Annotated in this window: 7 protein-coding genes, 2 tRNA genes, 3 rRNA genes and 2 pseudogenes; 7 read left to right on the top strand and 7 right to left on the bottom strand. The window is 42.2% G+C overall.

Features of this window, described 5'->3' with window-relative positions; translation table 11 throughout:
- Window positions 1-45 precede the first annotated feature (45 nt).
- From SLP02_RS17915 to rrf, 5 genes are all read left to right on the top strand, one after another.
- A 16S ribosomal RNA gene (locus tag SLP02_RS17915) occupies window positions 46-1539 on the top strand.
- A gap of 159 nt (window positions 1540-1698) precedes the next feature.
- Window positions 1699-1775: transfer RNA gene (locus SLP02_RS17910), tRNA-Ile, on the top strand.
- Between the two features lie 30 nt (window positions 1776-1805).
- Window positions 1806-1881: transfer RNA gene (locus tag SLP02_RS17905), tRNA-Ala, on the top strand.
- Between the two features lie 399 nt (window positions 1882-2280).
- Window positions 2281-5111 (top strand): 23S ribosomal RNA (locus tag SLP02_RS17900).
- A gap of 114 nt (window positions 5112-5225) precedes the next feature.
- Window positions 5226-5343, top strand: a 5S ribosomal RNA gene (gene rrf / locus SLP02_RS17895).
- Together the 16S, 23S and 5S rRNA genes with 2 tRNA genes alongside form the textbook arrangement of a ribosomal RNA operon.
- 52 nt (window positions 5344-5395) lie before the next feature.
- On the opposite strand, the gene SLP02_RS17890 is transcribed toward rrf, so the two are convergent.
- The 5 genes and pseudogenes from SLP02_RS17890 to SLP02_RS17870 all read right to left on the bottom strand — a co-directional run bounded on the left by SLP02_RS17890 (window position 5396) and on the right by SLP02_RS17870 (window position 9110).
- A complete protein-coding gene (locus SLP02_RS17890; RefSeq protein ID WP_319422095.1) occupies window positions 5396-5542 on the bottom strand; it encodes a hypothetical protein in 147 nt (48 codons plus the stop codon).
- A gap of 215 nt (window positions 5543-5757) precedes the next feature.
- Window positions 5758-6709 (bottom strand): annotated as a pseudogene (locus SLP02_RS17885) (IS630 family transposase).
- A gap of 31 nt (window positions 6710-6740) precedes the next feature.
- A pseudogene (locus SLP02_RS17880) lies at window positions 6741-7100 on the bottom strand (transposase); the annotation flags it as partial.
- Window positions 7101-7277: 177 nt separating this feature from the next.
- Window positions 7278-7676, bottom strand: a complete 399-nt coding sequence (locus SLP02_RS17875; protein ID WP_319423702.1) for a helix-turn-helix domain-containing protein — start codon at window positions 7674-7676, stop codon at window positions 7278-7280.
- A gap of 213 nt (window positions 7677-7889) precedes the next feature.
- The gene (locus tag SLP02_RS17870) at window positions 7890-9110 is read right to left on the bottom strand and encodes a DUF790 family protein (protein WP_319422094.1); all 1221 of its coding nucleotides are present in this window, start codon (window positions 9108-9110) and stop codon (window positions 7890-7892) included.
- 223 nt (window positions 9111-9333) lie between these two features.
- Here SLP02_RS17870 and tatC point away from each other — a divergent pair, with 223 nt between their 5' ends.
- Window positions 9334-10101 (top strand): twin-arginine translocase subunit TatC, encoded by a 768-nt coding sequence (tatC, locus tag SLP02_RS17865; protein ID WP_319422093.1) that lies wholly within the window; start codon window positions 9334-9336, stop codon window positions 10099-10101.
- Between the two features lie 25 nt (window positions 10102-10126).
- On the opposite strand, the gene SLP02_RS17860 is transcribed toward tatC, so the two are convergent.
- The gene (locus tag SLP02_RS17860; RefSeq protein WP_319422092.1) at window positions 10127-10948 is read right to left on the bottom strand and encodes an SDR family oxidoreductase; all 822 of its coding nucleotides are present in this window, start codon (window positions 10946-10948) and stop codon (window positions 10127-10129) included.
- Window positions 10949-11047: 99 nt separating this feature from the next.
- Between SLP02_RS17860 and SLP02_RS17855 the strand changes: the two genes are divergently transcribed.
- Entirely contained in the window at window positions 11048-11878 is an 831-nt protein-coding gene (locus SLP02_RS17855) for a metallophosphoesterase (RefSeq protein ID WP_319422091.1), read from the top strand.
- Here SLP02_RS17855 and SLP02_RS17850 read toward each other — a convergent pair.
- Window positions 11856-13205 carry a sensor histidine kinase gene (locus SLP02_RS17850; RefSeq protein ID WP_319422090.1) on the bottom strand — a complete coding sequence of 450 codons (1350 nt, stop codon included), beginning with the start codon at window positions 13203-13205 and terminating at the stop codon, window positions 11856-11858. The genes SLP02_RS17855 and SLP02_RS17850 overlap by 23 nt on opposite strands.
- Window positions 13206-13231 lie beyond the last annotated feature (26 nt).

Raw genomic sequence — 13231 nt, 5'->3', positions numbered from 1 at the left:
GATAAAGAGCAGAAAATCAAGTTAACTCTTGATGAATGAATGTTCATCATGGAGAGTTTGATCCTGGCTCAGGATGAACGCTGGCGGTATGCCTAACACATGCAAGTCGAACGGAGTACTTCGGTACTTAGTGGCGGACGGGTGAGTAACGCGTGAGAATCTGCCTTCTGGATGGGGACAACAGTGAGAAATCGCTGCTAAAACCCAATATGCCGCAAGGTGAAATATTTATAGCCAGAAGAGGAGCTCGCGTCCGATTAGTTAGTTGGTGGGGTAAAAGCCTACCAAGGCAGCGATCGGTAGCTGGTCTGAGAGGATGAGCAGCCACACTGGGACTGAGACACGGCCCAGACTCCTACGGGAGGCAGCAGTGGGGAATTTTCCGCAATGGGCGAAAGCCTGACGGAGCAATACCGCGTGAGGGAGGAAGGCTCTTGGGTTGTAAACCTCTTTTATTAAGGAAGAAGAAAGTGACGGTACTTAAAGAATAAGCATCGGCTAACTCCGTGCCAGCAGCCGCGGTAATACGGAGGATGCAAGCGTTATCCGGAATCATTGGGCGTAAAGCGTCCGCAGGTGGCGATTCAAGTCTGCTGTTAAAGACAGAAGCTCAACTTCTGATAGGCAGTGGAAACTGGATAGCTAGAGTATGGTAGGGGTTGAGGGAATTCCCAGTGTAGCGGTGAAATGCGTAGATATTGGGAAGAACACCAGTGGCGAAGGCGCTCAACTGGGCCATAACTGACACTCAGGGACGAAAGCTAGGGTAGCGAAAGGGATTAGATACCCCTGTAGTCCTAGCTGTAAACGATGAACACTAGGCGTTGCTTGTATCGACCCGAGCAGTGCCGTAGCCAACGCGTTAAGTGTTCCGCCTGGGGAGTACGCACGCAAGTGTGAAACTCAAAGGAATTGACGGGGGCCCGCACAAGCGGTGGAGTATGTGGTTTAATTCGATGCAACGCGAAGAACCTTACCAGGACTTGACATGTCGAGAAGTTCGCTTCATAGCGAATGTACCTTCGGGGACTCGAACACAGGTGGTGCATGGCTGTCGTCAGCTCGTGTCGTGAGATGTTGGGTTAAGTCCCGCAACGAGCGCAACCCTCGTTCTTAGTTGCCAGCATTAAGTTGGGCACTTTAGGAAGACTGCCGGTGACAAACCGGAGGAAGGTGGGGATGACGTCAAGTCAGCATGCCCCTTACGTTCTGGGCTACACACGTACTACAATGGTTGGGACAAAGGGCAGCAAACTTGCAAAAGTAAGCGAATCTCATCAAACCCAGCCTCAGTTCAGATTGCAGGCTGCAACTCGCCTGCATGAAGGAGGAATCGCTAGTAATCGCAGGTCAGCATACTGCGGTGAATTCGTTCCCGGGCCTTGTACACACCGCCCGTCACACCATGGAAGTTGGCCACGCCCGAAGTCATTACCCTAACCTGTTTACAGGAGGGGGATGCCGAAGGCAGGGCTGGTGACTAGGGTGAAGTCGTAACAAGGTAGCCGTACCGGAAGGTGTGGCTGGATCACCTCCTTAAAGGGAGACCTAACCGTGAGTCGAAGACAAACAATTATGTCTCGTACATCACAGGTCAAACCAAGGTCGGTCTAAGAAACAACAAATTGGTGAATTAAGCAACTGTCAAACTAATTGTGTTCTGGTTTCAACTCAGTCAAATGAGTCTAACCAAGATGCGGGCTATTAGCTCAGGTGGTTAGAGCGCACCCCTGATAAGGGTGAGGTCCCTGGTTCAAGTCCAGGATGGCCCACCACTCTTACAATGTTCAATGAACAAGAGAAATGGGGGTATAGCTCAGTTGGTAGAGCGCCTGCTTTGCAAGCAGGATGTCAGCGGTTCGAGTCCGCTTATCTCCACCAAAAGACCAAAGAAATAAAAGCCATAAAAAAATAAAGAGAATAAATTCAGCACTGTCATGGCTACCAAGCAAAAAGGTAGAATGAGGATGCTGGAGTTTTAAACTCTAGCAAGCGAACCTTGAAAACTGCATAATATCTAGAATTAGTAAATGAACCCGATTATCGAGAGATAGGAAGGAAAGTTTACTGGTGATAGAGCCAATAAAAGAACTAAGTAACAATTTAGGTCATAAAAACTAAGGCGATAGTGTAAGAACTATCAAAAATTAGTCCAAGTAGGGACGAGACCCTGCGTCGCCGCAAGGCGAAAAGGAATGCTCGTCAATAAAACCTATTGAGCGAAGAACAAACAGAGTGTTGGAAGTAAGTACTTAGGTACAAACAACCAACAGTCAAAAAGGTCAAGCTACAAAGGGCTAACGGTGGATACCTAGGTACACAAAGGCGAAGAAGGACGTGGTGACCGACGAAATGCCTCGGGGAGTTGGAAACAAGCATTGATCCGAGGGTGTCCGAATGGGGCAACCCAAATGAACGACCTGCTGAATATATAGGCAGGAGCGAGCGAACTCAGCGAACTGAAACATCTTAGTAGCTGAAGGAAGAGAAAGCAAAAGCGATTTCCCTAGTAGCGGCGAGCGAAGCGGAAACAGCCCAAACCATCGACTAAGGTTGGTGGGGTTGTGGGACAGTCACAACGGATTATGAAAGATAGACGAAGCAGTTGAAAGCTGCACCAGAGGGGGTGAAAGTCCTGTAGTCGAAATTGGAAGTAACCAGACTGAATCCCGAGTAGCACGGAGCCCGTGGAATTCCGTGTGAATCAACGAGGACCACCTCGTAAGGCTAAATACTCCTGTGTAACCGATAGAGAACAGTACCGCGAGGGAAAGGTGAAAAGAACCCCGGCGAGGGGAGTGAAATAGAATATGAAACCGTTAGCCTACAAGCAATTAGAGCACGATTGAACGTGTGATAGTGTGCCTGTTGAAGAATGAGCCGGCGACTTACAGGTTGTGGCAGGTTAAGGGGTAATACCCGAAGCCAAAGTGAAAGCGAGCCTGAATTAGGGCAAAGTGATGTCACAATTTGTAGACCCGAACCCGGGTGATCTAACCATGTCCAGGATGAAGCTTGGGTAAAGCTAAGTGGAGGTCCGAACCGACTGGCGTTGAAAAGCCAGCGGATGAGGTGTGGTTAGGGGTGAAATGCCAATCGAACCCGGAGCTAGCTGGTTCTCCTCGAAATGCGTTTAGGCGCAGCGGTTAAAGAATTGATTGGGGGGTAAAGCACTGTTTCGCTGCGGGCTGCGAGAGCGGTACCAAAGTGAGACAAACTCAGAATACCCAATCAAATTTAGCCAGTGAGACGGTGGGGGATAAGCTTCATCGTCGAAAGGGAAACAGCCCAGACCACCAGCTAAGGTCCCCAAGTACACACTAAGTGAGAAAGGAGGTGGGAGTGCATAGACAACCAGGAGGTTTGCTTAGAAGCAGCAACCCTTGAAAGAGTGCGTAATAGCTCACTGGTCTAGCGCTCCTGCGCCGAAAATGAACGGGGCTAAGTGTGTCACCGAAGCTGTGGACTTGCATTTATGTAAGTGGTAGAGGAGCGTTCTGTATAGGGAGAAGCATTAGCGGCAAGCAGATGTGGACAGTACAGAAGTGAGAATGTCGGCTTAAGTAGCGAAAATATATGTGAGAATCATATACCCCGAAAGCCCAAGGGTTTCTTCGGAAGGCTCGTCCGCGAAGAGTTAGTCGGGACCTAAGGCGAGGCCGAAAGGCGTAGTCGATGGACACAAGGTGAATATTCCTTGACTATTATATGGGAGTTTAGATAGGGACGCATGAAAAATAACCACGCCCTGAATGGATTGGGAGTTTTCTACGGAGAACGTGTGGTAAAGCTAGTGCCAAGAAAAGCTATCTAAACGTTGAAGATATAGTACCCGTACCCGAAACCGACACAGGTGGGCAGGTAGAGAATACTAAGGGGCGCGAGATAACTCTCTCTAAGGAACTCGGCAAAATGACCCCGTAACTTCGGGAGAAGGGGTGCCATCGAGAGGTGGTTGCAATAAAGAGGCCCAGGCGACTGTTTACCAAAAACATAGGTCTCTGCTAACTCGAAAGAGGATGTATAGGGGCTGACGCCTGCCCAGTGCTGGAAGGTTAAGGAAGTTGGTCAGCCTCTTAGGAGGTAAAGCTAACGACTGAAGCCCCAGTGAACGGCGGCCGTAACTATAACGGTCCTAAGGTAGCGAAATTCCTTGTCGGGTAAGTTCCGACCCGCACGAAAGGCGTAACGATCTGGGCGCTGTCTCGGAGAGAGGCTCGGCGAAATAGGAATGTCTGTGAAGATACGGACTACCTACACTTGGACAGAAAGACCCTATGAAGCTTTACTATAGCCTGGAATTGGGTTCGGGCTTCCCTTGCGCAGAATAGGTGGGAGACGTTGAGAGCAGTCTTGTGGGATTGCTGGAGTCGAAATGTGAGATACCACTCTAGGGAGGCTAGAATTCTAACTTGCTCCCGTAATCCGGGAGAAGAACAGTTTCAGGTGGGTAGTTTGACTGGGGCGGTCGCCTCCAAAAAAGTAACGGAGGCGCACAAAGGTTCCCTCAGGCTGGATGGAAATCAGCCCAAGAGTGCAAAGGCAGAAGGGAGCTTGACTGCGAGAGAGACAACTCAAGCAGGATGGAAACATGGTCTTAGTGATCCGACGGTGCTGCGTGGAAAGGCCGTCGCTCAACGGATAAAAGTTACTCTAGGGATAACAGGCTGATCTCCCCCAAGAGTTCACATCGACGGGGAGGTTTGGCACCTCGATGTCGGCTCATCGCAACCTGGGGCTGAAGTAGGTCCCAAGGGTTGGGCTGTTCGCCCATTAAAGCGGTACGTGAGCTGGGTTCAGAACGTCGTGAGACAGTTCGGTCCATATCCGGTGTAGGCGCAAGAGTATTGAGAGGAGTCTTCCTTAGTACGAGAGGACCGGGAAGAACGCACCGCTGGTGTACCAGTTATCGTGCCAACGGTAAACGCTGGGTAGCCAAGTGCGGAGAGGATAACCGCTGAAAGCATCTAAGTGGGAAGCCCACCTCAAGATGAGTACTCTCATGGCAATAGCCAGTAAGGTCACGGGAAGAACACCCGTTGATAGGCGCTAGGTGGAAGAGCAGCAATGTTTGTAGCCAAGGCGTGCTAACAGACCGAGGGCTTGACCTTAATTCAAGCAAAAAAACAGCTAAAAGACTTGTCTAGTTTACTTAGTATTTTGGCTCAACTCACACAATTCTAGATTTATGCAGTCTTGAGGGAATGTAGATTCCAAAAAGAATTCCTGGTGCTTTTAGCGCAGTGGAACCACTTCGACCCCATCCCGAACTCGATAGTTAAACTCTGTAGCGGCGAAGATACTTGGGGGGTAGCCCCCTGGAAAAATAGCTCAGTGCCAGGTTCTATATTACAAGCAAAAAGACCATCTTTCCGAAAGTGAAGTGGTCTTTTTGCTATTTGCTATCTAGATAACGAGAACAGCCTAACAGTTTTTCAAGTATTTTTCCTTTGACATCTTCTGAAGTATTATTATTTTCAGCGATCACAATCAGAATTTCAACATCAGATAGCTTTAAAACTAAATTAGCTAAGATATACAATTAGGATTTCTAACAACCAAACGTGTTACTCCCATCCCGCCCGAAAAATACCGAATTAAATGACAAATATGACGAATTGTATTTTTGATTTGTTGTGGTGTTTGAAGTCGGTGAGGTAGAAAATAATTACTTAGTTTTTGTTCTATTTGCTCAATAGTTACGTTTAACGGTAAGTGATGCAAAAATCATAGTCTTAATAAGTGAATAATATAGCATTACGCGAAGACATTAGGACATTGCGCGAAAGCAGAATCAACACACTCTCGGATAGTTTCAAAATCGTAAATTCTTTGTTTCATCCAAGTTTTGAGAACCGACCACCAACGCTCTATTTTGTTTAAATCAGGGGAATACGGGGGCAAATACCAAATTTCACATCCTGCATGATGAACGATTTCAAGAATGCTTTGTCCTTTGTGAAAGGTTGCATTGTCAATCACGATAATGTCGCCAGACTTCAATTGAGGAAGCAAACTTTTTTCTAACCAAGTCTCAAATACTTGACGATTACAACATCCCTCATATGTCAACGGTGCAAAAACTTTTCCTGATTTTAACGCTGCAATCCAACTAACCCTGTCTACTCTTCGACCCGATTTTAATCCATAACATCTTGTTCCTTTCGGGCTATATCCGTATGGATAATCGTCTCGATTGTCGAATCCTGCTTCATCTACATAGACGATTTTGCTTCGATCTATTTGACCGATACGTTCAAGAAATTGTTGCCTTTTTTCTTCATTTCTCTCTCGATACCCATAAGTTTGTCTTGGTCAGCGTACATGCGGGCAAGCCCTTTGTCTTGCGCCTGTCGGCGACGCGGGGTCTGACCGCTTTTTTTCTAGTTATGCCCAGCTTTCTTATCGCATCGCTGACATTTTGCTGAGTTAGATTCTTCCCCCATAATTGAGCTATTCGTTGCTGTGTTTTGTTGTTGTGTTGCAACACAAATTCTTGAAAACGCAGGAGGTTTTTAATCTTGGGCTTTTTTCCTTTTTGATGAAGAGCGATCGCTTTGAAGTCACCCTGAACTTGTTCTCTTTTGAGCCACAAGTTCAGTGTGTTACGACTGATAGCGAACATTCGGCATACATTGACTTTCTTCTCGCCACTTTTTACTGCTTTAATTGCCTTCGCTCGCAAATCGTAACTGTAAGGGGATGCCATTAATCCTATTCTCTTTCGTTTCTTGATTTATTCAGTATAGCGTCCTAACCTTATAACGTATTGCTATATATTCAGCTAAATTAAAATCAGGAGAGTAAGAAGGGGTACGAAAAAACTCGACTTGAATTTTCTGGTCAATTTCTAAGGTAGACATGAGAGTTTTCAATTGAGACTTCATTTTGTCTTTATAAGTCGAATTGTTGTCGAAAATAATTGTGACCTTACGATAGCTTTTATTTAATAAATCATCACATAGCAAACCAAAATAGCTGGCAATATCTTCACTCTTCGATTTGGACTTTAGTTGTAGATATTCTTCTCCTGTTAAAGCATCCACACTCAACAGTCCGCTAACCTCATGGCGTTTTCTCTTTTCATTGCTAGGAATCTTGGGTCGGGTATTTTTCTCTGCTCATCCATAAAAAATACGCTTGGCGGTCATATACAGCAAATTCGTCAAAAAAGAGGATTTTTTTATCTTCACCTCTAACTTTAAGCTTTTATTTAGTAACTCGACAAACTGTCTTTGTTTGGCTTTATTTGCATTAACATAATCTTGATGACCTTTTTAATATGAAAGATTCAGCTCTTGAATAATTTCATAAATACGACTATTTTTTAACTGAACATTCCAGTTTTGTTCAATGACTTGAGTCATAATTTTAGCTGTCCACAAATTCCTATCGATACCGTAGTCAATTGGAGTTTGTTGCAGAAGCATTTGTTTAAACTGTAGCTTTTGAGCTGGGCCTAATTTTTGTGGAACTCGATGTCTGATTGATTCGGTTAATTTTTCTAATCTGCCGTCGAGGTATTTATCAATCCAATTAGTCAAGGTTTTGTAAGTACAATCTAACGACTGCGAGACTTCTCTTCTCGTTTTACCTTCAACTAAAAATTTGATTGCTAATAATCTTGCTCTTAAATAGCTCTGTTGATTCTGGTAGTATAGCTTTTGCCACTCAATTGCTGTTTTTTAAGTTTTTGTGTCCGACTTCCTATTTCTACCGCTTTATTTCAACTTCTCTATTTTAAATAATCTTATAGTGGGATGGGAGTAACTCTTCATTTACACTAGCTAGAAATTCTAACCTCTTGGGTGAAGTCTGCTCATTTACAGCTTCTTCTTTAAGATTTACAGGAATATTTTTATTTATTTGTATAAGCAGTCAACCGCGATCTAATTTTCCAATAAATCTAATACCGCTTTGGACTGTAGCTTATTTTTAAACCAGATTAACCTATTTGGTAAATCAGTAAACTTTACCCCAGCCTTTTCTAAGTTTAATCTTTCAGAAACAGCAAGAATTAAGTTTTCAGTGTCACCACTACGCACCTGATAGAATTTTTTCTGCAAATATTGTGGTCGCCAGTAGCCCACAATTTCTAGAAGAAATTCTCTGCCGTCTGGATGAACTAGACGAAAGTCAGGAATCATTACGCTGCCTGGAAGAGGAATTAAGTCGACCTCTCTTTCTAATCGCCATTCAGTTTTTGTTTTCGCCCAACTTTTAGCAAAAGAAGCCTCTAGCATACTATCATATGGTTTTCCTGGGGGATAGTGAGAAACTAAATCACAACGACCGCTTGCCAGGTTAAACTTACCTGTCTTAATATTTCCAGAGTATTGATCGCGGTTTTGTAATTTAGCCTGGAGACTCCATTCTGTTACATGAAGCAAAGCTGGAATCATTTTTGCCAAAGCTAAACCATATCTGGTGCTTGCTTTGAAAAGACTAGCTGGACCATCCATAGTCAACGTAAATCCAGTATCAGCATCTCCTTCTATATATGCCATTAACTGAAATAATTTGATATAGCGAAACAGTAATTTGTATTCTCCAGGATCATTACGGTGCGCATTGATAACAACGTTGGTGGCATGGTAAAAAATGCCCTGTACTTGAGAAAGATTGTAACGATGAAGCAATGACTCAGAAATTGGTGCTTCAAACTGAGTTAGTATACGATTTTCTTGCAGGTCTGCGTATAATCCTGCTTCAATTTCAGTACGAGATACAGCATATTTTAATTCATCAGACAGACAGAGAGAAATTGCTTCTAAAGTATCGCTGCGATTATTAGGTATAGTTGCTGTTTTAGCTGCTTGTGAGAAAACTCTTTGCCGAAGCATTGGTGGCTCAAGAGGACTAATAATTTCCAAAGTAGAAAAGGTATTACGTAATATATGAGCTAGACCTCTTATCAATCGATAATTCGGGCTGTTTCCTTCTAGGTCTAAAAGTCGCCGATCTAGATCCCCTTGATTTTTACCTATGCAATCTTGAAAACAATTGATTATATTCTCTGCTATACCTAAATTATGACCATTAATTTCTAACTTCTTAGGTATGATTGTTTCGCCACTACGCCTATAGATAAGTAAGTCACTTTTTAACATCTGAATTTCAATAAATCTCTCACGGGAAAGCTAAGACCTTAGTTAATATCAATAGTAAATTGAATATGCTCAATTTATTAGCTTTCAAATTTAAATATAAGAGCGATCCTTATATACATCTCGGTATAAATAAAAAAACAGGATCGGCGAAAGATATAATTATTAAAACAAGTTTAGCGATTTTACTCAATCTGTAGAACGATTAATTTCTGTCTATCAATTTATGCCACCATCTAACTTAGAAACTTCCGTCAAAGACAAAGAGAAAGAAAAATATCTAAATGAACTTCCAGATGAAGTGGAGATGTCACTGTTCGATCATCTAGAAGAACTACGCTTGCGTATTTTCTATGCTTTAATTGCAGTAGCGATCGCAGCTTTAGGCTGCTTTGTTTTTGTCAAACCTTTAGTTCGGATTTTGGAAGTTCCTGCTCAAGGTGTAAAATTCTTACAGCTAGCCCCAGGAGAGTTTTTCTTTGTATCTATCAAGGTAGCTGGCTATAGTGGGATGGTGCTGGCAAGTCCGTTTATTCTTTATCAGATTGTTCAATTTGTCTTGCCAGGATTGACTAGAAAAGAACGTCGTCTACTTGCTCCTGTAATTTTTGGCTCTAGTATTTTGTTTTTTGCAGGTTTGTTTTTTGCTTATATTGCTTTAATTCCTGCTGCGCTTAATTTCTTTATTAACTACGGCAGTGATGTAGTTGAACAATCTTGGTCAATTGATAAATATTTCGAGTTCGTATTACTTTTACTATTTAGTACGGGTTTAGCGTTTCAAATTCCTGTAATTCAGTTGATTTTGGGTTTTTTAGGGATTGTTTCGGCAGCGCAAATGTTTGCAGGTTGGCGTTATGTAGTACTTGGCTCGGTAGTTATGGGGGCAATTTTAACTCCTTCTACCGATCCTTTAACTCAATCTTTATTGGCTGGTGCAGTGCTAGGACTATATTTTGGCGGTATTGGTGCAGTCAAATTACTGGGAAAATAACTTCTGATATATTATTGCGATCGCTTTATCGTTTAACCGTATTATTTATTCTCCTGACTATACTATCAAAATACCAGTTTAATATAGGGCTTAAAAGACTATGAAATCGATTCAGAATCGTTAACTCGGTTCCAGGAGCGATCGCAAAATTCCCTTTTTCCACGCCTTGAACAATCTGTTTTGCTACTGCCTCGGCAGTCAAAATTTTGGCTGTAGCGGTAATCTTTTTAGTTTCGACAGGTTTTATTTTATTTTCTGCCTCTAGCTGAGGAGTGTCAGTATCAGGGGGATATACAATTGTGACTTTGATACCCTTTGGCTTTAGTTCGCCCCTAAGAGATTCTGCTAATCCTCTTAGAGCAAACTTAGAAGGGCAGTAAGCTGTATAACCATAAATACCGATTAATCCCGCACCAGATGAAATTAAGACTATATTTCCCCTTTTTTGCTGTTCCATAGCTGGTAAAACGGCTCTAAGGGCGTAAAGAGAACCAAAATAATTTACCGCCATAATCCGTTCAAAAACTTCTAGGGGAATTTCTGAAAAGTAACCAGGATGAGTTATTCCCGCCGAAGTAATCAGCATCTCTGGTATTCCTTGTTGGGCTATCGCGCCCTTGATAGCGATTTTAATAGCAGCCGAATCAGATACATCGGCTGGAAAAATAAGCACTTGTTGGGAAGTTCGAGCTAACGTAGCTATTTCCCGTTGAGCAGTGGCTAACTTTTGGCGATCGCGAGCAATTAGGGAAATATTTGCGCCCTGTTGAGCTAATAACTTTGCCGTAGCTTTCCCAATACCGCTAGAGCCACCTGTAATAATTACGTGTTGATTTAAATATTTCATGTAAACAAAGATTAATATGGAAAAGCAAACGCTATCTCTCAAAGTTGCTCATATATGTTAGCCAAGCGTTATTATTTTCCATTTAAGACCATAAAAAAATTGCTATATAACTTTACTATAATTGCGATCGCGTTATTTATCTCTTGTTATATTTATGGTTCAAAAATAGAGCCAAATTGGATTGAAGTAGTGCCAATTCAACTCACAATTCCTAACTTAAGTCCAGCCTTTAATGAGTTTAAAATTGTACAGATTAGCGATCTTCACAGCAATCGCTTTATGCCTACAAAAAGATTAGATAGAATCATCAAGCTGGTTAATCAACAAAAGCCAGATGTGATCGCGATTACAGGAGACTTTATTACTAAACACGAAAATTTTAATAGTCAGGAACTAGAGGAAAAATTAAGCAAATTAGTATCTCAAATAAGCACTTTATCAGTTTTGGGCAATCATGACCATAAGGGAAATGCAAATGCTACTGATAACCTAAAACAAGCCTTGGTAAACAGTAATGTAACTAACTTAGATAATCAAGTATATGTGATTGAGCGAGGTACAAAAAAACTAACTTTTGCTGGAGTTGACGATCCTTACTGGGGAAAACCAGACTTAGATCGAGTAATTAAGCTTCTACCCGATGATAGTGCTGCCATATTATTGGTTCACGAACCAGACTACATCGCCAAAAGTGCTGCAACTCATAAATTTGCGCTCCAGTTGTCTGGTCATTCCCATGGAGGACAAATTAAAATTCCTTTTCTTAATCCTTTTATACTACCTTATGGCGGGAAAAAATATTTTGCTGGTTTAAATCAAATTGAAGATACTTTAGAGTATACCAATCGCGGTTTAGGCATGACGGGTTTACCGCTGCGTATTAATAGTCGCCCAGAAATTACTGTCTTCACTCTTCATAGCTTGAGCTAAATTGTTCCAACCCTGTAGCAATTTGAATTACCTGCATCAAATCTTTAATGCTGCGACAGTCGGCCCGAAGCAGACAAGGATAAACTTTTAGTCCTTCAATTTGGTTTGCAGCTTCGGTGGTTCTAGTGTCTAAAGTTACTATAGGTAGGGCAGTCAAATATTCAGAAGCTTGGAGAGATCGCCAATATTGAATAGGATCGGCAATTTGATGTCCATCCAGCACAATCACATCTAACTTCCAAATACGGGCTAAAGTGTGTGCCTGCTCCAAACCATCAGCTTCAATAATACGATGTTGATAATGATGTTGTTGGCTGATGTTCGTCCAATCTTGTTCTGCCCAATTTTTCAGATTAAAATTCAAACCATTATCGCTATTGATAATTGGGTCAACCATTTCTGGTTCAGGATAAAGGCAAAGCACAGTCAAATTTTTCTTTACTTTGTCTTGAGTATTAAAAGCTAAATTATCTGAACAATAGTTGCTCATCTCAGTTTTGGCTTGAGGTAGCAGTAAAGTAAGCTGACAACCATCTGTTGAATAGTCACTTTGTATTTTTACCTGAGCAATCTGTGCCAAATATTGGGCAATAACTAAATTTAAACCAGAACTTTGCTGAGGATAACCAAAATTGTCAAAATTGTCAGTGGATGATGCCAACTCAAAATCACTCATCAGACCATTGCTAACTATGATTGCCGTGCATTCTTGCCAACTTTTGACCTCAATGGTCAAGATATTACGGACTGGTTCACAAAACTGGAGAGTTTCCAAAATTAGGTGAGAAAGTATAGTCGATAATTGTACTTTATCAGCGATCGCCTTTTCTGCTCCAGGCTCTATATCTAATTTTAATTGAGTCTCTAGAAAAAAATTTGATTCTGCTGCGCTGGCTAATTTATATTTGCTCATAGCCTGTTGAAAAAGCTGAAGACAAAAAAACCTCAGATCGATTGCTTCTGGCTGGGGCTGAAACTTCTCGACAGTGAAACTAGTTAATTCTATTAGATCATTAACAATACTCATCAGCTTTTGTCCACCATGATAAATTAACTGTGCATAACGCAGTTGACGCTGATTAAGTTTTCCTAATTGTTGGTCTTTAAATAGGCTAGATAAGCCAACAATGCCAGTTAAAGGGGATTTTAGTTCATGACTAATTGTTTCCAGCAGTTTGTCTACTAATGTTTCAGTAGTTGCTGATGCACCATCTGCAAGCTGTATGGCAACTGAATCAGCAATAGATGCCTTAGTTGCCAAAGTAAGCCAACACTCAGAAGTATCATTGTCCAAAAATTTATCAGTATTCAGAGAATCTGCCATCATTGGCTGGGATGAAATTTGGAGCGTAT

Source organism: Pleurocapsa sp. FMAR1, assembly GCF_963665995.1.
In the GTDB taxonomy this organism is placed as follows: domain Bacteria; phylum Cyanobacteriota; class Cyanobacteriia; order Cyanobacteriales; family Xenococcaceae; genus Waterburya.
This window is presented reverse-complemented; position numbering and strand designations above follow the sequence as displayed.